A 22370-nucleotide genomic window follows, 5' to 3' on the forward strand; every position below is an offset into this window, starting at 1 on the left:
TGAGTGTTCACCCACCTGTCAAGGTAGGCTGGTGCCCATGACGAACGAGGGGACGCGTGAGGGAGTCGAGCCGCTGACCGGGGCGGCGCTGACCAGGGCCCGGGTGCTGGACGCCGCCGCCCGGCTGATCGGCACGGTGGGGCTGGTCCGGGCCACCACGAAGCAGATCGCCCGGGAGGCCGGCTGCTCGGAGGCGGCGCTGTACAAGCACTTCCGGGACAAGGAGGAGATCTTCGTCCGGGTCCTGCGCGAACGCGCCCCGCGCCTGGCCGCCGCCGTCGCCGAACTTCCCGAGCGGGCCGGGCAGGGCACGGTGCGTGAGCACCTGGAAGCGGTGGTCGTGGTCGCCGTGCCGTTCTACCGGCAGTCGTTCCCGATGGCCGGCGGGCTGCTCGCCAGCCCCGAACTGCTCGCCGCCCACCGCCGCAAGCTCGACGACGCCGGTCCGCACCACGTCAGTTCACATCTGGCCGACTACCTGCGCGCCGAACGGCGGCTGGGGCGGGTCGCCGCCGACGTCGACCCGGACGCCGCCGCGATGCTGCTGATCGGCGCCTGCTTCCACCGCGCCTTCCTGGAGGTCTTCTACGCCGGCGAGGGCCCGGCCGAGGCCATCCGCCCCGCCGCCCTGGACGAGTTCGCGCGCACGACGGTCCGGGCCCTGCTCGGCGGCATCCAGGCCCCGGAGGCCTGAGCCGGCGGGCGGGTCCAGGCCGTCAGCGCTCGGGCGCGAGGTAGCGGCGGCCCGGTATCTGCTCGAAGATCAGGTTGGTCCGGGTCTGGGCGACCGCCGGGTGGGTGGTGAGGTGGTCGACCACGAAATCGCGCAGCGCCTCGGGGCTCGCGACGCCGACGTGGAGCAGGTAGTCGTCCGAGCCGGCCATGTGGAAGACCGCCAGGACGCCGGGAAGGTCCGGGGCGGTGCCGCGGAAGCTCTCGTTCTGCTCCCGGGTGTGGGCGCGCAGCCGCACCGAGATCATCGCCTGCAGCGGCAGCCCGATCGCGGCGGGGTCGAGCTCGGCGCGGAAACCGCGGATGGTGCCGCGCTCCTGGAGGGCGCGGACGCGGGTCAGACAGGTGGACGGGGCGATGCCGACGGCCGCCGCCAGGGCGTTGTTCGGGAGGCGGGCGTTGTCGGCCAGAGCGCGGATGATCGCCCGGTCCACCTCGTCGAGGGGTGCTCGCCGGGCCTGCGGATTGTTCGGCATACCTGCCAGAATTCCAGCCCGTTCCGCAGATCCGCAAACCCGATCGGGTCGGAACCGAATGTTCTTCGGAGGAGCTTCCCTGGATCCCGCGAAAGTTCCATCCTTGCCGCTGGCGATGAACGCACGTCGCCGTCCGCAGCAACTTTCGGAGCGCCCCGCCCATGAGCCCGACCGCGTCCGCCACCTTCGCGCCGACCGCAGCCCCGACCGTCGTCGACCCCGGCCCGGAGCTGGACGGCCGCGACTTCGCGCTCCCCGCGGACGGCCTGGACGACGCCCGGCGGCTGCGCGCGCTCGACGCCGTCGACGAGTACCTGACCCGCAAGCGCAAGCACCTGGTCGGCTACCAGGCCACCCAGGACATGCAGGGCACCGCGCTGGACCTCGCCCGGTTCCTGCCGAACAACATCAACAACCTCGGTGACCCGTTCCAGAGCGGCGGCTACAAGCCCAACACCAAGGTCGTCGAGCGGGCCGTCCTCGACTACTACGCCAGGCTCTGGCACGCCGAGCGCCCGCACGACCCGGCCGACCCGGAGTCCTACTGGGGCTACATGCTGTCCATGGGCTCGACCGAGGGCAACATGTACGCCCTCTGGAACGCCCGCGACTACCTGAGCGGCAAGGCGCTGATCCAGCCGCCGACCGCCCCCTTCGACGCGCTGCGCTACGTCAAGGCCGCGCCCGACCGGCGGAACCCGAACGCCCACCACCCGGTCGCGTTCTACTCCGAGGACACCCACTACTCCTTCGCCAAGGCCGTCCGGGTCCTGGGCGTGGAGACCTTCCACGCCGTGGGCCTGGAGAAGTACGCCGACGAGTGCCCGCTGGTCGACCCGGTGACGGGCCTGCGCAGCTGGCCCACCGAGGTCCCGTCCCGCCCGGGCCCGTCCGGACTCTCCTGGGACGGCACCGGCGAGATAGACGTCGACGCCCTCGCCGTGCTGGTCGAGTTCTTCGCCGCCAAGGGCCACCCGATCTTCGTCAACCTCAACCTCGGCAGCACCTTCAAGGGCGCCCACGACAACGTCCGCGAGGTCTGCGAGCGGCTGCTGCCGATCTTCGAGCGGTACGGCCTGGTCCAGCGCGAGGTGGTATATGGCACCGACCCGCAGACCGGGGAGCCGCTGGTGGACCTTCGCCGCGGCTTCTGGATCCACGTGGACGGCGCGCTCGGCGCCGGCTACGCGCCGTTCCTGCGGCTGGCCGCCCAGGAGCCGGGGGAGTACGGCTGGACCCCCGAGGTGGAGCTGCCCGAGTTCGACTTCGGCCTGCGGCTGCCCACCGCCGAGCACGGCGAGGTCGACATGGTCTCCTCGATCGCCATGAGCGGCCACAAGTGGGCCGGTGCGCCGTGGCCGTGCGGCATCTACATGACCAAGGTGAAGTACCAGATCTCGCCGCCGTCCCAGCCGGACTACATCGGCGCGCCGGACACCACCTTCGCCGGCTCCCGCAACGGCTTCTCGCCGCTGATCCTCTGGGACCACCTGTCCCGCTACTCCTACCGGGACCAGGTGGACCGGATCCGCGAGGCCCAGGAGCTCGCCGCCTACCTGGAGCGCCGACTGACCGCCATGGAGCAGGAGCTCGGCGTCGAGCTCTGGCCGGCCCGCACCCCGGGGGCCGTCACCGTGCGGTTCCGCAAGCCGAGCCCGGAGCTGGTGGCCAAGTGGTCGCTGTCCTCCCAGGACGTGCTGATGGTCCCGGGCGACGAGGCCACCCGGCGCAGCTACGTCCACGTCTTCGTGATGCCCTCGGTCGACCGGGCCAAGCTGGACGCCCTGCTCGCCGAACTCGCCGAGGACCCGGCGATCCTGGGCCGGTGAGCGGCCACTGACAGCCCCCCGGCCGACGGCCGGGGGGCTGTCGGCGCTCAGAGGTTGGTGAGCTGGTCGCCCTTGGCGTCCTGGAGGACGTGGTCGACGCAGACCGCGAGGATGACCAGCAGCAGTGCCTCCTGCTCGTCGAGCACGTCCACGGCGTAGGCGTCGCGGACGGTGAACCATCGCCGCGATATGTGGGCCAGGGTGGTGCCCTCGTGCTGGATGTCGAACTCGCGGTCCCAGAGGTTACCGCTGACCTTCAGTCGCCGGCCGTCCTGGAGGCGGACCTTGAAGCGGTCGCCGAAGAGCGTGAACATCTTCTTGCTGATCTTGGCGGTCAGGGCGCCGTCCTGCTTGATCAGCAGCGTGTGGTGGATCGTGAAGGCCTTGCGGACGATGCTCGCGACGTGCTCGCCGCGGGTGTCGACCAGGGCGAAGGTGCGGCGCAGCCGGAAGAACTTCCGGTTGACGCGGTAGAGCTTCTCCCGGTGCTCCGTCTCGATCCAAGCCTCCTCATGGAAGGCGAACATGCGGTCGCGGACCAGGTAACGCACAGCGGTTCCCCCGTGGTAGATCGTCTCCGCCGGCCCTGCGGCCCGGCGCGGCCCAGAGCGTAGCGGCTGGTCAGCGCGGGGGAGGGGCGGGGGGTGGTGCTTTTACCGGTCCGCGACATTCCCCCTACACCACGGTGACGTCGGCCTGGGGCCTAGGCGATGCCCTGCCCGTCGATGTCGGCCCCCCACTCGTCCTGCCCGACGGCGCCGACGCAGTAGCCGCCGCCCTGCACGGTGCCGCCGGCCGCCTGGCACTGCTCGGCGGTGACGTCGTACGGGAGCGCCCAGGCGGGGGCGGAACCGGCGAGGACGAGGGCGGTGGCGAGCGGGACGGCCAGACGGGCCAGCGATGTAGTGATCATGTGTCTTACGGCAGCATGCGACTGCGACGGCGGCGAGTCGGGCGCGTCCATTCGCAGGCCGTGCGGGCGGTTCTCCGGTGCAACGGGGGAGCGGTATCGGACAGGGCCGCCGTGTCACCGGGGCCCGGCCACCTCCGGGGGCCAGGCGCCCGGGGTGAGGACGCCGAGGGCGTAGGCGCGGGCCACCAGGGCGGTGCGGTTGGGCAGTTGCCAGCGACGGGTGAGACGGGCCAGGTGGTAGTTGACGCCGTCCGCGGTGAGGCCGATCTCCTTGGCGATCCGGGCGGTGGTGGCGCCCCGGGCGGCCGCGGCGAGGATGCGGGCCTCGATCGGACTGGCCTCGGCGCTCGGGTCCGCCGTCGGCGGCGCGGGCCGGGCGGCGGGTTCGTCGAGGGCACGCAGCGAGAGCAGGAGGTTCGGGGTCTGCTCGGGGGTGTCGCTGACCAGGTCGACGGTCATCTCGCCGTGGCGCTCGCCGCCGCTGGAGGGCGTCCAGGACACCCGGGCCGGGTACTGCGAGCGGCGGTGCAGCCGGACGGCCTCGGTGAGCGCCTGCAGGGTGGCGCTGTCCTGCAGGGTGAAGAACTCGAGAATCCGACGGTTGTGCAACTGCCCTGGCAGCAGGCCGAATTCGGCCGCCATTGCGCGGTTGACGATCAGGATCGCGCCGCCGAACCTCACCACGGCGATGGGCAGCGGCACATGGTCCAGCAGACGCAGCGCCCGATTGCGCCAGATCACCGCGGCGTCCAGCCGGGTGCCGGGCGCCGGACCGCAGCCGTCGGTCGGTCGCATGCTCCGCTCTCCTCCCGCGGCAGCCGGCCCGCATCAGATCTGACGGGTCGTGGGCAAGTCTCCGGATGCCGCTGGCACTACACAATCATGTAGTGATCGTTGCCATGGGGGTGTCCGGGGGGCGCAGAGTGGAGGAGTCGAGAACTTTCCTGCCTGGGAGGGACCAAGCGATGACCGAGACCATGACCGAGGCCGAGCCGACCCCGGCGACCGGGGCGCCGACGGAGGCCCAGAACGTCCCCCTGGTGGACATCTCCGGGCTGCCGCCGGTCTCCGCCCCCGTGCTGCGGACCATCGAGCTGGTCAGAGCGCACGGCCCGGCCTTCGTCCAGCGGCTGCACGGGCGGGACACCGTGATGGTCAGCAGTCTGGAGCTGGTGGAGGAACTGGCCGACGAGGAGCGGTTCCGCAAGGCCGTCGGCCCGGCGCTGGAGAACGTCCGCGAGTTCACCGGCGACGGCCTGTTCACCGCCTACAACGAGGAGCCCAACTGGGCCCGGGCGCACGACATCCTGGTGCCGGCCTTCGCGCTCGGCTCGCTGCGCACCTACCACCCGGTGATGCTGCGGGTGGCCCGTCGGCTGATCGACTCCTGGGACCGCCGCTCGGCCGCCGGGCTGACCGTGGACGTGCCCGGCGACATGACCAGGATGACCCTGGACACCATCGGGCTGGCCGGCTTCGGCTTCGACTTCGGCTCCTTCGAACGGGACGAGCCGCACCCCTTCGTCGAGGCGATGGTGCGCTGCCTGGACTGGGCGATGACCCGGCTCACCCGCGACCCGCAGCTCGACCACAGCGAGCGCGACGCCGCGTTCCGGGCCGACGCCGACTACCTGGCCGGGGTGGTGGACGAGGTGATCGCCGCCCGGGCCGGGAGCGGCGAGCAGGGCCCGGCCGAGGACCTGCTCGGGCTGATGCTCGGCGCGGTGCACCCCGTCGACGGCACCCGGCTGGACATCGAGAACATCCGCAACCAGGTGATCACCTTCCTGATCGCCGGTCACGAGACCACCTCGGGCGCGCTCTCCTTCGCGCTGTACTACCTGTCCAAGCACCCCTCCGAACTCCGGCGCCTCCAGCGGGAGGTGGACGCGCTCTGGGGCGACCAGGCCGACCCGGAGCCCTCGTACGAGGACGTCGGACGGCTGCGTCACACCCGCCAGGTGCTCAACGAGGCGCTGCGGCTGTGGCCGACGGCGCCCCAGTTCAGCCGGGAGGCGCGCGAGGAGACCCTGCTCGGCGGGCGGATCCCGGTCCGCCCCGGGCTGCCGATCTTCGTGGTGACCCCGATGCTGCACCGCGACCCGGCCTGGGGTGACAACCCGGAGCTGTTCGACCCGTCCCGGTTCGACCCCGAGCGCGAGGAGGCCCGCTCGCCGCACGCCTTCAAGCCCTTCGGCACCGGCGAACGCGCATGCATCGGGCGGCAGTTCGCGCTCCACGAGGCCACCATGCTGCTGGCCATGCTGGTCCACCGCTACCGGCTGATCGACCACGCCGACTACCGGCTGACCATCAAGCAGACCCTCACCATCAAGCCCGACGAGTTCACCCTCGCCCTCGCCCCGCGCACCCCCGCGCCTGCAGCGAAGCCGGTCGAGGCCGCGGCCGAGCGGGCCGCCCGGTCCGAGCTCCCCGGCCGGGTACGGCAGGGGACCGGCCTGCTGCTCCTGCACGGCTCGAACTACGGCGCCTGTCGCGAGTTCTCGCGCCAACTCGCGGACGTCGCCGCCGAACTCGGCTGCGCCACCGAGATCGCCCCGCTGGACGCCTATGCGGCCGGCCTGCCCACCGACCGCCCGGTGGTGATCACCGCCGCCTCGTACAACGGCCAACCGACCGACGACGCGGCCGTGTTCGTCCGCCGGCTGCAGGAGGACGGGGCGGCCGACGGGGTCGAGTACGCGGTGCTCGGCATCGGCGACCGCACCTATGCCGCCACCTACCAGCGCATCCCCGCCCTGATCGACGACCGGCTCGCCGCCCTCGGCGGCACCCGGCTGCTGGCCCGCGCCGAGGCCGACGCCTCCGGGGACCTGGCCGGTGCGGTCCGGGCGTTCACCGATGCGCTGGGCGTCGCCCTGCTGGAGCGCTACGGGGACGCCGACGCCCCGGCCGTACGGCAGGAGGAGGCCGCGTACACGGTGACCGAGCTGGTCGGCGGCCCGTCGGACGCGCTGGCCGCCCGGCACGGCATGGGCGAGCTGACCGTCACCGCCGTCGACAGCCTGACCGACCCGGCGTACCACCGGGTGAAGCGGCTGGTCCGGCTGGCCCTGCCGGAGGGGGTGGACTACCGGACCGCCGATCACCTCACCGTGCTCCCGGCCAACGACCCGGAGCTGGTCGAGCGCGCCGCCAAGCTGTTCGGCGCCGACCTCGACACCGTGCTCTCCATCACGCCGCACCGGCGTACCGGCCTGGCCGTGGACCGTCCGCTGACGGTGCGCGAACTGCTCACCCACCACGTCGAGTTGCAGGACCGGCCGAGCGCCGAGCAGCGCGTCCTACTGGCCGGTCTCAACCCCTGCCCGCCGGAGCAGGCCGCGCTGCGGGCGCTGCCCGCCGACGACCAGCGCACCCTGCTGGACCTGATCGAGGACCACCCGGCCCTGCGGGAGCGGCTGAGCTGGCCGGTGCTGTTGGAGCTGCTGCCGCCGATCCGGCCGCGGCACTACTCGATCTCCTCCTCGCCCGCCGGTGACGCGGGGCAGGTCGACCTGATGGTCTCGGTGCTGAGCGCGCCGGCCCGCTCGGGCCGGGGCACCTTCCGGGGCACCGGCTCCGGCTACCTCGACCGGGTGGCCGTCGGCGACACCGTGCGCGCCCGGGTGCAGCCGTGCCGGGAGGTGTTCCGGATCGGTCACGACACCCCGGTGATCATGATCGCGGCCGGGACCGGCCTGGCGCCCTTCCGCGGGGCCGTCGCCGACCGGTGCGCGCTGGTCGACGGCGGCGGCGAACTCGCCCCGGCGCTGCTGTACTTCGGCTGTGACGACCCGGAGGCGGACTACCTGCACCGAGCCGAGCTGGAGGCGGCCGAGCGGGCCGGCGCGGTCTCGATGCGGCCCGCGTTCAGCGAGCGGCCGGTGGACGGGCAGCGCTTCGTCCAGGACCGCATCGCCGTCGAGGCGGCGGAGGTCTGGGAGCTGCTGGTGGCCGGCGCGGAGGTGTACGTCTGCGGCGACGGCGCCCGGATGGCGCCGGGCGTGCGGGACGCGTTCCGGGCGCTCTACCGCCAGCGCACGCCGGGGGCGGACGAGCAGCAGGCGTGGGACTGGCTGCAGGGGCTGGTCGAGGGCGGCCGCTACGTCGAGGACGTGTACGCGGGCTGAGCCCCGCACACCGGGGCCGGCTGCCCACTGCTTCGGAGCAGCGGGCAGTCGGCCCCGGGATCAGTGGGTCGGGATCCGTGGCCGGGGGTCAGTAGACGCTCGCCTTGTACTTGGCGAGCGCGGCGTTCACCGGCTGGAAGAAGGTCGTTCCGCCGACCGTGCAGTCACCGCTGCCGCCCGAGGTGAGGCCGAGCGCCTTGGTGCCCTCGTACAGCGGGCCGCCGGAGTCGCCGGGCTCGGCGCAGACGTCGGTCTGGATCAGGCCGCGGACGGTGCCGCCGTCGGAGTAGCGCACGGTGACGTTGAGCCCGGTGACCGTGCCGGTGTGGGTGCCGGAGGTCGAGCCGGTGCGGGTGACCGACTCGCCGATGTACGCGTTGGGTGCGGAGGTGAACCCTCCGGGGTGCGCCAGCGTGTCGTCGTCGTACCGGACCAGCGCGTAGTCGGTGCCCGGGAAGCTGGAGCTGACGGTCGGCCCGATCAGCGTGGTGTGGGCCTTGTCGGTGAACCAGGTCTGGGCGACGTTCCCGCAGTGGCCGGCGGTGAGGACGTAGTGGGTGCTGCCGCTCACCACGTTGAAGCCCAGCGAACAGCGGTACTGGCCGCCGTAGATGGCGTCGCCCGCGGCGATCAGCGGGGTGAAGGCACCGGCGACGCGGTGGATGGACAGGGTGGCGGCGGCGGGGCCGGCGGCGCGCATGACCTTGGCGAGCCCGGCGGGGGTCACCGTGCTGTCGGCGGTCACCACGACGCGGCCGGCGTCCTGGTCGACGTACCAGGCCGTCCCGTCGACCTCGGCGTTCAGGACGGCGTCACTGATCGCCGCGAGCTGTTCCGGCATGGCGGTGTGGGCGGGTGCGGCGGCGGCGCCCGGCGCGGCGACCGCGGTGGCGGTCAGCAGGCCGAGCGTCGCGGCGAGCAGGCGGATGCTCCGGGTCATGCCGGTGTGGGGGGTCCTGCGCATGGTCCTCACCGATCTCCTCCTGGGAGTGAGAGGCCCCCGAGGGTTGGGGGCCGTGAGGCGCGGTCAGGCGGTGGGCGGACCCCGGCCGGTGCCGTCCGGAAGCGCGGCGGATGATCTGCCCCTGACAGGCGCTGCCCGAAAGTATGAAGAAACGGACGGTTCGGTACAAGCTTCCTGACCGGGTGTCGGACGTGGTGTCGGCGGCCCCGAGCGCCGTGGAGTGACCCGCGGGTCCGGCGAGGGCGCGTTCCAGGCGGGCGCCGCCTCGGGCGCGGTCGGCAGGCCCCCGAGGGGTGATGAACCGTCAATCGGGTCTCCGGGGTGGGCCGGCCGAAAGGAAAAGTGTTATCGCTGTGGTCCGCCCACGGTCTCCTGGGCGTGGGAACGAACGCGCGAGGCCGTGGCAGAGGTGTGCGGCCGGAACGCGGGGTTCGAGATGGGGCGCTCCGCGCGGAGATGAGGGTCTCCGGCCGCGTTCGTTCCCACGGCGCCGGCCGGATCGTCCCGTCCGGCCGGCGCAACCCGGCGGTCCGCGCGCATTCCCCCCACGGCGGCGGGCCGTCGGGACCTGTCCGTCAGGAACGGTCGAGCCGCCAGACCTGCTCCTCGCCGGTCTCGGCCGGGGCGAGGGCCTCGGCGGGGCGGCGCAGGTACTCGGTGAAGCCGAGCCGGGCCGGAACGGCGGCGCTCGCGTGGTTGGCCGAGTCGTGCACGATCTCGACGAAGTCCACGCCGGGAAGCCGGAAGGCCTGCTCGGCCAGCCCCCGGGCCGCCCGGGTGGCGATGCCCCGGCCGGTCACGGCGGGGTGCAACCAGTAGCCGATCTCCCGGCCGTTCTCCGGCGTGTCCTCGCGCCGGAACAGCCCGCAGGCGCCGACGATGGCGCCGTCCAGCAGGATCGCGTAGGTGAAGTCCTTGCCGCTCTCCCACAACTCCGGCCGCTCGGCCAGGAACGCGGTGGTCTTCGCCAGGCTGTGCTCGGCGACCCACGGCATGAACGGCCGCAGGTGCTCCAGCGACTCCTCGATGACCCGGAAGAACTCGGGGAGGTCCGCCTCGCCGCGAAAACGGCGCAGCGTCACCTCACCCAGGGCGATTTCCTGCTCTGCCAGCTCCATCTGTGGAGGATCCCCGCTACCCCGTCGCTCCCGCAACAGGATTACGGCGGACCTGCAGCCGGTGCAGCAGCGCTCCGATCGCGGCCGTCACGGTGGCGATGACCAGCAGCGTCAGGTCGGCGAGGCCGTCCATGACGAGATCGAACCGGGGATTGGCGGCCTGGTCGGTGAACTCCGGATCCACCAGGCCGCCCGGGTCCTCGGCGACGCTGACCCGCTCGCCCGCGGTGTCGCCCGCCCCGCACTTCACGGACCCGCCGCGACCCGGCGCGTCCTCGTAGCGCACCGCGCACGAGTAGGTGGTGGTCTTGCCGTGACTCACCCGGACCTCGGTGACCGTGCCCGGGTGGGCCACGCCGCGCATCGACAACACGGCGGCCTGCGCGGTGCTCATGCTCAGCAGCGGGACCCCGATCAGCGGCGCGATCAGCAGCGGCAGCGCCACGAGCCGCAGGGGGCCGGACTGGCAGAGGCTCACCAGGGCGTAGATCAGGCCGACCAGCCCGGTGATGACCAGCAACAGCGACGGGAGCAGGAGCCACAGGCCGAAGGCGCCCAGCGCGCCGCCGAGCGGCAGCAGCACGGCGGCGGCCGGGATCCACAGGGCGGTCAGCAGGGGACGCCTCGGCCAGGGCGTGTCGTTCTTCCCGCCCCGGCCGCCGCGTCCGCCGCGCCGCCTGGCCCCGGGCCCGGGCGGTGGTGTCTCGATTCGCGTCATGGCGCGAGATCCTGCCAGGTCAGGGGGTGGACGGGAGGCGGCGGGGCGGGGTCCTTCGTCGGGCCGGGCGGCTTGTGAAGGCCGGTGGCGGGAGCGGTGGCGCCGGTGAGGGCGGCCACCATCATCGCGATCACCCCCGCTGCGGTGGCGAGCGGACCGGGGCGGACGGCGGCGACGAGTGGGGCGAGCTGCTCTCACGGCTCAGGTGATGGGGGCTTCCGGCGAGGGCGAGGGCACGTCCTTCGCCGCCGGTACGGATGTGGTCCAGCTGGACGAGGACGGCCGGATCACCGCCGTCACCGTCTTCGTGGACCGCGCCCCCGAGGGTTTCGACGCCGCCGCGCACCACTAGACCCGTCGGATCCGTGACGGCAGGACCTGCCAGGAAGGTTCCAGCGGCAGGACGTGCCCGGTCAGTGACTCGGCGTCGGCCGGGACGTCCGCGCGGGCGCGCAGCGCGGGGAGTGCGTCGGCGGTGTAGGCCGCGTGGGCCTCGGGGGAGGTCCAGAGGGTGGTGACCAGGTAGCGGTCGGCGGCGAGGCGGGTGACGGTGCCCGCGAGCATGCCGCCGGCCGCTGCCATGCCGGGGGCCCAGACCTCGCGTTGGACCTCCAGGAAGTGGCCGGTACGGCCGGGGCGCAGTAGGCAGTCGGCGGCGCGCAGCAGGGTGGCGTGCTGCAGGGCGTCCACGAGGGACGGTGCCGAGCCCGGCATGGTGAGCGCCACCGGGCCGGCGGCCGCCTGGATCGATCGCCAACTGCCCTGCTGGGCGGCCTCGGTGGCGACCGCGTCATGACGTTCGCGCATGAAGCGGCCGTACGCCTCCTCGTCCGCCCAGAGGGCCAGCACGAGTGCCCGGCCGTCCGCGCGGGACCAGCCGCCCACCTGGCCGACCAGCCCCGGCTGGTCCGCGAGCGCCGCCCAGCGGCGCTGGCCGGCGGCGAAGGCCCCGTGTGCGCCGGGCCGCACCCGGCAGTCGATCCACTTGCCCCACATGCGGGCCATCTTGCTGGGCCCGGGGGAGGAGGATCAATCGGTCGGAGGTCGCCGGGGCGCTCCGTCCGGGGATGTAGGTGTGCCGGGCCGTGGGGAGGTCGGATGAACCGGCGAAGCCCCGTTGGCGGAGTGCGCCGACGGGGCCGTCGATGGGCCGTCGGTGGCTGCTAGCCCTGCTTGATCGCGGAGATGTCGAACTCCAGGACGACCTTGTCGCCGACCAGGACGCCGCCGCCCTCCAGTGCCGCGTTCCAGGTCACGCCGTAATCCTTGCGGCTGATCGTCACCGAGCCTTCCAGGCCCACCCGCAGGTTGCCGTACGGGTCGACGGCGTTGCCCGTGTACTCGAAGTCGATGGTGACCGGGCGGGTGGTGTCCTTGATGGTGAGGTCGCCGGTCACCCGGTACTCGGTATCGGAGCCGGGCTCGACGGAGGTGGTGCGGAAGGTGATGTCGGGGTAGTTGGGGGCGTCGAGAAAGTCGTTGGTGCGCAGGTGCTGGTCGCGTTGTTCGACCCCGGTGTCGATGCTCTCGGCCTTGATCGTGAGCTGGGCGGTCGAACGGGACGGGTCGCCACCGTCCAGGTGGGCGGCGCCCTCGAACCGGTGGAACGCGCCGCGGACCTTGGTCACCATGGCGTGGCGTGCGACGAAGCCGATCCGGGTGTGGGCGGGGTCGAGGACGTAGTCCCCGGTGAGCTCGGGGAGTGAAACGGTCACGGTGTGCCTCCACGATGGTCTCGGTCCTGGCGGCGGTGTGCCCGGGGTGTCCCCCGACCATGCCGGGGTTTCCCCTCCCTCCGCCCGGCCGAGGCGCGGTGCGGAGTGCCAGGGTGCAAACTGCCAGCCCGTCGCGACACCGCCTCGCCCGCCGCGCGGCACCCTCGCGGCAAGTTAGCGCGCACGGGTGAAGGCGCGGCCGGTCGACGGAACGTCGATGACGGGATCGATGGCGGGATCCTGCACAGTCCTGTCATTGCCGCCACACCCGCTGCCGGGCGAGGGTGGAGCCATGGACGACGCACCCCGCCTGCCGCACCTGGTCGTGATCCCGGTCTTCCCCGGGGTGAACGCGCTGGACGTGACCGGGCCCGCCGAGATCTTCGCGCTCGCCGGGCAGCTGCTGGCGCCGGAGCGGCCAGGGTACGAGGTGCGGCTGTGCGCCGAGCGCAGTGGGCCGGTGGCGACGTTCTCGGGGGTGCCGCTGCAGGTGAGCGGCACGCTGGAGGCGGCGCGGGTGCGGCCGGACACGGTGCTGGTGCCGGGCCGGGTGGACCTGGAGCCGCACGGGCCGGTGCCACAGGTGGATCCCGCGGTGGTGGCCTGGCTGCGTGAGATCGGGCCCCGGGCCGGGCGGGTCGCCTCGGTGTGCGCGGGCGCGCATGTGACCGCGGCCGCCGGGTTGCTGGACGGGCACCGCGCGACCACCCACTGGGCGACCGCCGACCGGCTGGCCGCCGACCACCCGGCGGTGGAGGTGGACGCCGACCCGGTGTTCATCCGCTCCGGGCGGATGTGGACCAGCGCGGGCCTGACCACCTCGATGGACCTCACCTTGGCCCTGGTGGCCGAGGACCACGGCGACGACCTCGCCCTGGAGATCGCCCGGATCATGGTGATGTACCTGCAACGTCCGGGTGGCCAGAGCCAGTTCAGCGTCCCGCTGGCCCATCCCGTCGGCGGCCGCTCGGACCTGCGGAGCCTGCGCCGCTGGATCGGCGAGCACCTGGACGCCGACCTCTCGGTGCCCGCGCTGGCCGCTCGACTCGCCATGAGCGAGCGGCACTTCGCCCGGGTGTTCCGGTCCGAGACCGGCACCACGCCCGGCGCGTACGTCGAGGAGCTGCGGCTGGAGGCGGCGCGCCGGCTGCTGGAGCGGACCGACCATCCGCTGCCGGGGGTTGCCCGGGCCTGCGGTTTCGGCTCGGTGGAGACCCTGCACCGGGTGTTCCGCGACCACCTGGGCGCGACCCCGGGCGAGTACCGGCGGCGGTTCCGCGTCGCCACACCCTGAACCCGAAGAACTACCGAGAATCATCGAGGAGAATCGTGAAGATCACGGCCACACACATCGGCACCGCGACCGTCCTGCTGGAGATCGGCGGCCTGCGGCTGCTCACCGACCCGGTCTTCGACCCCGCCCCCGCCGAGTACCGTCACGACCCGGTCGTCCTGCGCAGCACCACCGGACCGGCCCTGGACGTGCACCAACTCCCGGAGGTGGACGGGGTGTTGCTCAGCCACGACGAGCACCCCGACAACCTGGACGCCACCGGCCGCACCCTTCTCGCCGGGCGCCCGGTGCTGACCACGGTCAGCGGCGCCGCCCGGCTCGGCGGCGGTGCGCTGGGCCTCGCGCCCTGGCAGACCCGGACGGTGACCGTCGGTGACCGGACCGTGCACGTCACCGGTACGCCCGGCGAGCACGGTCCGGTCGGGGACGTGACCGGGTTCGTGGTCGAGGTGCCCGGCGAGGAGGAGGCCGTCTACATCTCCGGCGACACCGTCCACATCCCCGAACTGGACGAGATCGGACGGAGGTTCACCATCGGCACGGCTCTGCTGCACCTCGGTGCGGCCAGGATCGAGGCCTTCGGCGGCGGCGGGCTGATCACCATGGACGCGGTCCAGGCGGCGGCGCTCGCCGCCTCGCTCGGCGCCCGCAGGGTGGTCCCGGTGCACTACACCTCGTGGGAGCACTTCACCGAGGGGCGAGGGGAGACCGTCGAGCGGTTCGCGGCAGCAGGCCTGGCGGACCGGCTGCACTGGCTGACCCCGGGCGTCGCCGAAGTCCTCGACTGATCCGGAGCCGCTGAGCGGCTTTGGCTCCCGGCCCCCTGACCAGGCATGATCGGAGGCATGGTCGAACGAGTCATTGCAGCGTGTGACGGAGCAGCCAAGGGCAACCCGGGCCCGGCGGCCTGGGCCTACGTGGTCGCGGACAGCGCCGGGGCGCCCCAGCGGTGGGAGGCCGGGCCGCTCGGGCACAGCACCAACAACATCGGTGAGCTCACGGCGCTGCAACAGCTGCTGTCCGCGACCGACCCGGGCGTCCCGTTGGAGGTGCGGCTGGACAGCACCTACACCCGCGACTCGGTGACCAAGTGGCTCAAGGGGTGGAAGCGCAACGGCTGGAAGACGGCTGCGGGCAAGCCGGTGGCCAACCGCGAGCTGATCCAGCGGATCGACGAGCTCCTGGAGGGCCGGGACGTCACCTTCGTGTACGTCCCCGCCCACCAGGCGGACGGCGACCCGCTGAACGCCATCGCCGACAAGGCCGCCAGCGACGCCGCCCGCACCCAGCGGGCCGCCGCCGGGACCGCCGCCGACCTCCCGGTGCCCGACCCGGCCGCGGCTGCCAAGGCCCCCAAGGCCCGCAGCACCCGCGCCGCAGCGACGAGCAGCGGCGGCGGTACCGGCAGCACGACCAAGCGGACCGGCTCGCGCACCCTGAACGCCCGCTTCCCCGGCACCTGCCCGTGCAGCCGCCCGTACGCCAAGGGCGACAAGATCACCAAGGTGGGCAGCAGCTGGGGCCACCCGGAGTGCGCCGCCGCCCACGCCTGACCCGGGCGGTTCGACGCCGTCGCCTGAGTACCCGCATTCAGGCGACGGCCCGGCCGGGCGCTGGACGACAGCGGTCGGTCACTGCCGCCGGCTTCCGGGTCGACGGGCCGCCGCGGTGCGGCCCCGGCGGACCGCAGCCTCCGGCTGGAGTTCGCCGACGGCCACCGAAGCCACCTCCGCGACGGTCGGGGCGAGCCGCACACGCCGGGCGTGGAAGCGGCGTTGACACGGTGTCAGGATCGCAGTCCAGCGGCCCGCCGACCGGCGCGCCCGCTGTCATCATGAGCATGACTTCGGCGGCGGCGCCGGAGCCGATGGTGAGGAGCGGGCGTGAACGCTGCGGGTGCGGGGACCGATCAGCCACGGCAGCAGCCGGTGGCGATGGCGGACGAACAGGTCGGTTCCAACGGCGCGATCGCGGCGGCGCTGACCCGGGCGGTGGGCTCGATGCCCGCCCTGTACGTCGCCCTGGTGGTGGTCGGCGGCTGGATGGCGCTGGCGACCTGGGGGCCGCTGCACTCGGTCGACCCGTACCCCTTCGGCTTCCTGCTGTTCCTGGACAACGTGGTCCAACTGGTGCTCTGCCTGGTGATCCTGGTCGGCCAGCGGGTCCTGGGCCAGGCGGCCGACCGCCGGGCGGTGCAGACCTACGAGAACGCCGAGGCGATCTTCGCCAAGGTCGCCGACCTCCAGGCGCACCTGGACCGGCACGACCGCGCGCTCGGCCGCGGGGTCAGCCTGCTGGAGACCAGCGGGCACCCGTGGATTCAGCGGCACCGGGTGCAGCCGCCGCCACAGGCGTTGGACCAGGTCACCGGGGTCAACGGGCGGATCGCCGCCTGGCTGACCCAGCGGCTGGGCAGCATGGGGGCCTTCTGCCTCGCGGCCGGGACACAGGTGGTCTGGATCGGTCTGTCCCAGTTGGGGGTGCAGACCTTCGACCCGTACCCGTTCGCCTTCATGAGCTTCCTGTCCACCCTGGCCCAGCTGATCTTCATGATCGTGATCATGGTCGGCCAGGACGTGCTGGGCAAGGCCGGCGACCGCCGCGCCGAGCAGACCCTGCTGGACGCCGAGGCCGTACTGCACGAGTGCGGCCGGATGAAGGCCCGGCTGGAGGCACAGGGGAAGGTCATCGAGAGCCTGGCCGACTACACCAGCGCCCAGGTCATCCGGCATCTGGCGCGGGCCATCCACCAGAGCCGGTTGACGGTGGCGGTCGAGGACGGCGAGGAGCCGGGCAGCCGGGCCGCCCTGCTGCCTTGGGAGGAGCTGCCCGAGGAGCTGAGGGCAGCCAACCGGCGCCAAGCCCGGCAGCTCGGCGAACGCCTCGCCACGGTCGGCTGCCTGATGGTGCCCACCTCCGAGCAGGTGGCCTCCGACGCCGGCGGCGGCTTCGGGGACTTCACCGAGGAGGAGGCCGAGGTCCTGGCCCGGCTGGAGCACGAACACAAACACGAACAGGAACACGAACACGAGCGCGAGCACGGCGCCGACTCGGCTTCGCTGCCCGGCCGGCGGGACGGCCGCGTCGAGTCCCTGCCCTGGGAAGAGCTGTCCGATCGGGCCCGGGCCCGGACGGTGGAGTCGGTCCGCCGGATCCCCGCCGTCCTGGCCGACGTCGGCTTCCAGGTGGTACGGATCAGCCGCATCGCCGACGGCGTGGGCGAGTTGGACTTCACCCCCGAGGACTGGGCGACCCTGGGCCGGGCCCTGATGGCCTCCGGTGTCCTGGTCTCGCTCGCCGAGGGCGTTGCCGACCCCGAGGAGATCATCGCGATCGTCAAGCTGCTGCGCGAGGCGAGCGGCACCCATCCGCGACGCTTCGTCCGGGAGCTCGCGGCCGCCTCGACCTTCGACACCGGGCTGCGTCCCGACACCCGTTACGTCGCGTACCGCGGTCCCGCGCTGGACACCATCCGCGCGGCCGTTCGGATCGTCGCCGAGCAGGCGCCGGACGAACTCGCCGAGTTCCGCGCCTTCCTGCTGGAGATCGCCGTGGTCGTCGCCGACGCCAACGAGGAGGGCGGCATTCTCGGTCTGGGCGCGCGCTCCCGGGTGCCCAGCGAACTCGCCGCCGTGGAGGCCGTCCGGGCCGCGAGCGACCTCGATGTTCCGGAGCCCGCACGCGCCGAGGTCGGTCTGCGCAAACGAGGTTGAACGGGGGCGACCGGCCGGCCATGGGGGCGACCGGCCGGTCGCCGCGTCAGGAGGGGATCACTTCTCCTGGGCGATGGACTTGATCTCCTCGAAGCTCATGCCGATCTTGTTGAAGGCACGGGCCTGCGCCTCGGGCATGCCGAGGCCGGCCAGCTCCTTGAGCTGGGCGTCGGTCAGCGGCGCGGCCTCGGTCATCGGCGGGACGGAGTCCGCCCCGGCGGCGTCGCCGGTCTCGGGCCCGGCGCCGCCGGAGGCGAGGGCGAGGAAGGTCTTCATCAGGTCGTCGCTGGTCGTCTTCACCGCGTCGGCCGGGGCCTGGACGTTCGGCGCGGCCTCGTTGAAGGTCAGCTTCACCGGGAAGTTGACGCCCGGTCCGGCCTTGGTGTCCAGCTGGGCCAGGTCGAAGGTGGCCGAGGAGAACCTGCCGTCCTTCAGGTAGAGGTCGACGCCGACCTTGGTGTCCGGCACGTCCTTCGGAGCCTCGGTCGGGAAGTTCTTGAACTGCTGCGGGAACTTGCCGGACAGCGGTTTGAGGGCCTTGTACAGCTCGTCCACCGCGGTGCGCGCCGGGGCGCTCATCCAGATGTGCTCGGCGCCGTCCTTCTTGCCCTTGTCGTCGAAGGTGACGGTCCGGTTGAACACGTCCTTCAACGAGTTGACGAGCTGCTTGGCGGCCTCCGGGTCGACCGAGGGCACGGCCTCCGGCGTCGCGCCCTTGGCGCCGTCCTTCTTCTTGGCCTCGTCCGCCAGCTCCTGGAGGTCGAGCGAGATCCACTTGCCGTTCAGCACGTCCTTGGCGCTGCTCAGCTCCGGGGGCAGGTCCTTGGTGGCGGTGTCGGCCTCGGACGGGTCCTGGCCGGTCAGCTTCAGGACGCTCTTCACGTCGATGTGCAGGTACGCCTTGGCGTCGAGCTGGCGGTACTCGAGGAGCGTGGTGCCCTTCTTGTCCGCGACCGTGTAGGAGACGCGCACCGACTTGTCGAGCGAGAGGTCCTTCGCCTCCTTCTTGAAGGCGTCGACCTCCTTGAGCGGCTTGTCGGCGGAGATCGCGACGGAGAGGGAGAGTCCGGACAGGCCCCGGGCGCTCTTCTCGTCGGCCTCCTCACCGGTGGCCTTGGTGAAGGCGACGATCTGCTCGGGGGTGGCATCCACGGAGAGCGTGAAGCCGGCCGACTTGCTGTCACCGACCTTGTCGAAGGCCTTCGACACCTGCTGGGCGGCCGAGAGCTGCTCGGCGGTGCCGCAGGCGGTGAGACCCGTGGCGAGGACGGAAGCGGTGACCGCGACGGGCAGCGCGCCGCGGGCGGCCTTGCGGATGGCGGTGCTGATGGTCCAACTCCTGTGTGACAGGGCCTGATCGAACGGGGCCAGGCCGATCCCTCCCCTGTGGCGAAGCGCGCCGCAGCGCGTACACATGCGATCACATTATCAGCAAGGAGTCACGCGATTATTTGACCCTCCTTTTAAGCTATCCGGCCGAGATCACGGCTGTTCGGCCGGATTTCGACCCCGCGGCAGCTACCCCTTCGACGAGCCCGAGTTGGCGCCGCGCACGAAGTGGCGCTGGAAGCAGAAGAACAGCACCGCCACCGGCAGGGTGGACACCAACGCCGCCGCCAGCTTGAGCGGGTACTGCGTGCCGGAGCCGAGGCCGCCGGAGACGAAGTGCCCCAGGCCGGTGGTCAGGGTGTCGTGCTCGCTGGACTGGGTGGAGACCAGGAAGTGGGTGAACTCGTTCCAGGAGCCCTGGAAGGAGAGCACGGTGAGCGTGATCAGCGAGGGCCGGGACATCGGCAGCACCACCGACCAGAAGATCCGGAACGTCCCGGCACCGTCGATCCGCGCGGCCTCCTCGATCTCGCGCGGCACCGACTCGAAGAACTGCTTCATGATGAAGATCCCGGCGGCGTCGACCAGCAGCGGCAGGACCATCCCGCTGTAGGTGTCGAACATGCCGAAGCTCTTCAGCACCAGGAACTTCGGGATCAGCAGCACCACGCCCGGGACCGCCATCACGGCCAGCACGAAGGCGAACAGCAGCCGGCGGCCGGGGAAGCGGATCCGGGCCAGGGCGTAGCCCGCCATCGAGTCGAACAGCACCCGGCCGGCCGTGACCAGGACGGTCACCAGCACGCTGTTGCCCAGCCAGCGCAGGAACGGGATGTTCTCCACGCCCTCCGCCAGACCGAACAGCCGTCGGTAGGAGGCGAGGGTGCCGCCGTCCGGCAGCAGTGCCATCGGGTTCGCGGCGGCATCCGGGTCGGTCTTGAAGCTGTTCGCCAGCTGCAGCAGGAACGGCAGCAGGTAGAGCAGCGCGAAGCCGAGCAGCGCGGTGTACCCGAGGACGCGCAGCGGCCGGGGGAAGCGGCCGAGGACGGGTTTGTCCGCTACGGGCTTGCGGTCAGCGTGCCGCACGGCGAGCTCCCTTCGGGCTCCGTGAGCCGCGCCGGGGCCTGCCGCCGCGCTCCCGCAGGACCCACCGCTGCAGGGCCGTGAGGAGCAGGATCAGGCCGAGCAGTACGAACGCGATGGCGGCGCCCTGCCCGTAGTCGGCGTTGTCGAAGCCGGCCGAGTAGGACAGGTAGGCGGGCGTGAGGGTGGTGTTGCCGGGTGCGCCCTTGCCCATCACGTAGACCTGGTCGAAGACCTGCCAGGTGGATATCAGTCCCAGGGTGAGGACCAGGAACAGGACGGGCCGCAGCGCCGGCAACGTGACGTTGCGCAGCAGTTGACGGCGGTTGACGCCGTCCAGCGCGGCGGCCTCCTCCAGCTCGCGGGGGATGTCCTGGAGGGCGGCCAGGAAGATCAGCATGAAGGTGCCGGAGGTCGTCCACACCGCCATCAGGATCAGGGTGCACATGGCGACCGAGGGCCCGGCGAACCACTCCGACCAGGACAGCCCGAGCGGTCCGCCGGCCGTCGGTGCCGGCTGGTCGACGCCGAACCGGCCGAGCACCAGCCAGACGACCCCGCGCGGATCGGCCAACCAGTTGGGGCCCTTGACGCCGACCCAGCCGAGCATCCGGTTGACGGCGCCGCTGCCCTGGAAGAGGAACAGGAACACCGTCGAGATCGCGACCGAGCTGGTGACCGACGGGAAGTAGAACGCCGTGCGCAGGGCGCCCCGGCCGCGCAGCATCCGCTGGTTGACCAGGACGGCGAGGAACAGCGCCGACACCGTCTGCAGCGGCACGGTCAGCAGGACGTAGTACAGCGTGTTGCGCATCGAGGTGGCGAACAGCGTGCGGTCCAGGCCGTCGTCGGCGAACAGCCTGCGGTAGTTGTCCAGGCCGACGAAGTCCGCGTGGCCGCTGAACGGATTGGACTGGCCGTCCCAGTGCAGCAGACTGACCCACAGGGCCATCGCGATCGGCAGGACCAGGAAGAGACCGAGGACCAGGACCATGGGGCCGGCGAACAGCCAGCCCCACGCTCCCTCGCGCAGGCCGCGCCTCTGCTTCGTGCCGACGGTTCCCTCATTCGGCATTCTTGATGGCCTGCTCGCCGTTGCGCTGGAGTGCGGCCAGGATGGTGGCCGGGTCGCCGGTCCTCAGCGACTGCAGGTCGGTGTTGAACTGGGTGAGCACCTTGGTGAACCCGGGGATGGTGACCGGTGGCTGGGAGTGGGCGATGCCGTCGACCCAGGCCTTGGACTCGGGGTACTTCTCGGCGTAGGTGGCCAGCGCGCTGGTGCGCGAGGGCATCACGCCGAACGCCTTGGCGAACTCCAACTGCTGGTCGGCCGCGGTGAGGTGCTTGACCAGGTCGACGCCGGCCGCCTGGTGCCGACTCTTGGCGGCGATGCCCCAGCAGTTGCTGAAGGCGAGGGTGCCCTGCCCGGCGGGGCCGGCCGGCAGCGGGAGCACCTTGTACTGGACGTCGGGGTAGTCCTTGGCCATCGCGCCCTTGAGCCAGTTGCCCTCGATGGTCATCGCGGCCTTGCCCTTGCCGAGCGCCTCGCCGCCCCAGCCGGCGTCCACCTCGGAGACGTACTTGGCCGAGCCGGCCTTCAGCATGGTCTGGACGTACTCCAGCGCCTGCTTGTTGGCCGGGCTGTCGGCGGTCATCGCGGTCTGCTCGGGGTTGGTGACCCAGCCGCCGGCCTCCTTCATCAGCGCGCCGAGCCGCTGGTAGTCGGGGGCGGTCACCAGGCCGGTCACGCCGTTCTTGGTGAGTTTGCCGGCGTCGTCGGCGAGTTGCGGCCAGGTGGTCGGGTAGTCGGCCTCGGTCAGGCCGGCCCGCTGCCACATCGCGGTGTTGATCGCCAGGCCCAGGGTGGAGCTGTCCTTGGGCAGGCAGGTGAGCTTGCCGTTGTAGCTGAAGGCCTGGCGCAGCTGCGGGGAGAAGTCCGCGGCGTCCGGTATCCGGTCGCCGTAGGCGTACAGCGAGCCGCCCTTGGCGTAGTTGGCGAACTGGTCGGAGTTGACGTAGAAGAGGTCCGGCGGGTTGCCGCCGGCGAAGGCCTGACCGAGCTGCTGGTTGATGTCGCTGGCGATCTGCACGGTGACGGTGTTTCCGGTCTTCCCGGCCCAGGCCGCGGTGGCGGCCTTCACCGCGGCGGTCTCGGCCTCGCCGGAGGTGGCGATCAGCAGGGTCAGGCTCTGGTTACCGCCGGAGTCCTGCGTGGCCGTTGAGTCGCCGAAGCCGCCCGAGGAGGAGCAGCCGGTGACGGCGCCGAGGGCGACGGCCGCGCAGACGGCGGCCGCGGCGAGGGTGCGGGAGGTGGCCATGCGGAATCTCCTTGCGAGGTGGGTGGGGGAGCGGA

Annotated in this window: 21 protein-coding genes; 8 read left to right on the forward strand and 13 right to left on the reverse strand. The window is 72.2% G+C overall.

All coding sequences use genetic code 11. The features are described from left to right. Positions 1-37 precede the first annotated feature (37 nt). Positions 38-694: a TetR/AcrR family transcriptional regulator gene (locus ACH4E7_RS11155; protein ID WP_396248741.1), complete on the forward strand. Its 657-nt coding sequence runs from the start codon at positions 38-40 to the stop codon at positions 692-694. A gap of 22 nt (positions 695-716) precedes the next feature. Here the strand turns inward: ACH4E7_RS11155 and ACH4E7_RS11160 are convergent, their stop codons facing one another. Further along, positions 717-1208 (reverse strand): Lrp/AsnC family transcriptional regulator, encoded by a 492-nt coding sequence (locus ACH4E7_RS11160; protein WP_355674737.1) that lies wholly within the window; start codon positions 1206-1208, stop codon positions 717-719. A gap of 161 nt (positions 1209-1369) precedes the next feature. On the opposite strand from ACH4E7_RS11160, the gene ACH4E7_RS11165 reads away from it, so the two are divergent. Then, positions 1370-3037 carry a histidine decarboxylase gene (locus ACH4E7_RS11165; RefSeq protein WP_396248742.1) on the forward strand — a complete coding sequence of 556 codons (1668 nt, stop codon included), beginning with the start codon at positions 1370-1372 and terminating at the stop codon, positions 3035-3037. 47 nt (positions 3038-3084) lie between these two features. Here the strand turns inward: ACH4E7_RS11165 and ACH4E7_RS11170 are convergent, their stop codons facing one another. The 3 genes from ACH4E7_RS11170 to ACH4E7_RS11180 form a co-directional block, all read right to left on the reverse strand. Further along, on the reverse strand, positions 3085-3588 hold the full coding sequence (locus ACH4E7_RS11170; RefSeq protein WP_396248743.1) for an LURP-one-related/scramblase family protein: 504 nt from the start codon (positions 3586-3588) through the stop codon (positions 3085-3087). Between the two features lie 152 nt (positions 3589-3740). Then, entirely contained in the window at positions 3741-3950 is a 210-nt protein-coding gene (locus ACH4E7_RS11175) for a hypothetical protein (RefSeq protein WP_396248744.1), read from the reverse strand. Between the two features lie 114 nt (positions 3951-4064). Further along, positions 4065-4745 (reverse strand): LuxR C-terminal-related transcriptional regulator, encoded by a 681-nt coding sequence (locus ACH4E7_RS11180; protein ID WP_396248745.1) that lies wholly within the window; start codon positions 4743-4745, stop codon positions 4065-4067. Between the two features lie 182 nt (positions 4746-4927). Here ACH4E7_RS11180 and ACH4E7_RS11185 point away from each other — a divergent pair, with 182 nt between their 5' ends. Further along, the gene (locus ACH4E7_RS11185; protein ID WP_396248822.1) at positions 4928-8083 is read left to right on the forward strand and encodes a bifunctional cytochrome P450/NADPH--P450 reductase; all 3156 of its coding nucleotides are present in this window, start codon (positions 4928-4930) and stop codon (positions 8081-8083) included. Between the two features lie 88 nt (positions 8084-8171). Here ACH4E7_RS11185 and ACH4E7_RS11190 read toward each other — a convergent pair whose 3' ends face one another. From ACH4E7_RS11190 to ACH4E7_RS11200, 3 genes are all read right to left on the reverse strand, one after another. Continuing rightward, positions 8172-9056: a S1 family peptidase gene (locus tag ACH4E7_RS11190; protein WP_396248746.1), complete on the reverse strand. Its 885-nt coding sequence runs from the start codon at positions 9054-9056 to the stop codon at positions 8172-8174. Positions 9057-9622: 566 nt separating this feature from the next. Then, positions 9623-10165 carry a GNAT family N-acetyltransferase gene (locus ACH4E7_RS11195; protein WP_396248747.1) on the reverse strand — a complete coding sequence of 181 codons (543 nt, stop codon included), beginning with the start codon at positions 10163-10165 and terminating at the stop codon, positions 9623-9625. A gap of 16 nt (positions 10166-10181) precedes the next feature. Next, a complete protein-coding gene (locus tag ACH4E7_RS11200) occupies positions 10182-10883 on the reverse strand; it encodes a hypothetical protein (RefSeq protein ID WP_396248748.1) in 702 nt (233 codons plus the stop codon). Between the two features lie 208 nt (positions 10884-11091). On the opposite strand from ACH4E7_RS11200, the gene ACH4E7_RS11205 reads away from it, so the two are divergent. Continuing rightward, complete coding sequence (locus tag ACH4E7_RS11205) at positions 11092-11235, forward strand: hypothetical protein (RefSeq protein ID WP_396248749.1); 144 nt, start codon at positions 11092-11094, stop codon at positions 11233-11235. Here the strand turns inward: ACH4E7_RS11205 and ACH4E7_RS11210 are convergent. Together ACH4E7_RS11210 and ACH4E7_RS11215 are read right to left on the reverse strand one after the other, a co-directional pair. After that, a complete protein-coding gene (locus ACH4E7_RS11210) occupies positions 11232-11879 on the reverse strand; it encodes a DUF4937 domain-containing protein (protein ID WP_396248750.1) in 648 nt (215 codons plus the stop codon). The two genes, ACH4E7_RS11205 and ACH4E7_RS11210, sit on opposite strands and share 4 nt — an antisense overlap. Positions 11880-12046: 167 nt before the next feature. Continuing rightward, positions 12047-12598: a YceI family protein gene (locus ACH4E7_RS11215; RefSeq protein WP_396248751.1), complete on the reverse strand. Its 552-nt coding sequence runs from the start codon at positions 12596-12598 to the stop codon at positions 12047-12049. A gap of 292 nt (positions 12599-12890) precedes the next feature. Between ACH4E7_RS11215 and ACH4E7_RS11220 the strand changes: the two genes are divergently transcribed. The 4 genes from ACH4E7_RS11220 to ACH4E7_RS11235 all read left to right on the forward strand — a co-directional run bounded on the left by ACH4E7_RS11220 (position 12891) and on the right by ACH4E7_RS11235 (position 17605). Then, the gene (locus ACH4E7_RS11220; RefSeq protein WP_396248752.1) at positions 12891-13892 is read left to right on the forward strand and encodes a GlxA family transcriptional regulator; all 1002 of its coding nucleotides are present in this window, start codon (positions 12891-12893) and stop codon (positions 13890-13892) included. Positions 13893-13927: 35 nt separating this feature from the next. Further along, positions 13928-14680, forward strand: coding sequence for an MBL fold metallo-hydrolase (locus ACH4E7_RS11225; RefSeq protein ID WP_396248753.1), 753 nt, complete (start codon positions 13928-13930; stop codon positions 14678-14680). A gap of 57 nt (positions 14681-14737) precedes the next feature. After that, positions 14738-15445 carry a ribonuclease H gene (locus ACH4E7_RS11230; RefSeq protein WP_396248754.1) on the forward strand — a complete coding sequence of 236 codons (708 nt, stop codon included), beginning with the start codon at positions 14738-14740 and terminating at the stop codon, positions 15443-15445. A 330-nt stretch (positions 15446-15775) separates the two neighbouring features. Next, positions 15776-17605, forward strand: coding sequence for a DUF1003 domain-containing protein (locus ACH4E7_RS11235; RefSeq protein WP_396248755.1), 1830 nt, complete (start codon positions 15776-15778; stop codon positions 17603-17605). A gap of 57 nt (positions 17606-17662) precedes the next feature. Here the strand turns inward: ACH4E7_RS11235 and ACH4E7_RS11240 are convergent, their stop codons facing one another. From ACH4E7_RS11240 to ACH4E7_RS11255, 4 genes are all read right to left on the reverse strand, one after another. Continuing rightward, complete coding sequence (locus ACH4E7_RS11240; protein WP_396248756.1) at positions 17663-19021, reverse strand: hypothetical protein; 1359 nt, start codon at positions 19019-19021, stop codon at positions 17663-17665. A 102-nt stretch (positions 19022-19123) separates the two neighbouring features. Next, entirely contained in the window at positions 19124-20020 is an 897-nt protein-coding gene (locus tag ACH4E7_RS11245) for a carbohydrate ABC transporter permease (RefSeq protein WP_396248757.1), read from the reverse strand. Next, positions 20007-21092, reverse strand: coding sequence for a carbohydrate ABC transporter permease (locus ACH4E7_RS11250; RefSeq protein ID WP_396248758.1), 1086 nt, complete (start codon positions 21090-21092; stop codon positions 20007-20009). Before ACH4E7_RS11250 ends, ACH4E7_RS11245 begins: the two co-directional genes overlap by 14 nt. After that, the gene (locus tag ACH4E7_RS11255) at positions 21082-22335 is read right to left on the reverse strand and encodes an extracellular solute-binding protein (RefSeq protein ID WP_396248759.1); all 1254 of its coding nucleotides are present in this window, start codon (positions 22333-22335) and stop codon (positions 21082-21084) included. The genes ACH4E7_RS11250 and ACH4E7_RS11255 overlap by 11 nt, the downstream gene beginning before the upstream one ends. Positions 22336-22370: the final 35 nt, after the last annotated feature.

Source organism: Kitasatospora sp. NPDC018058, assembly GCF_044327205.1.
Taxonomy (GTDB): domain Bacteria; phylum Actinomycetota; class Actinomycetes; order Streptomycetales; family Streptomycetaceae; genus Kitasatospora.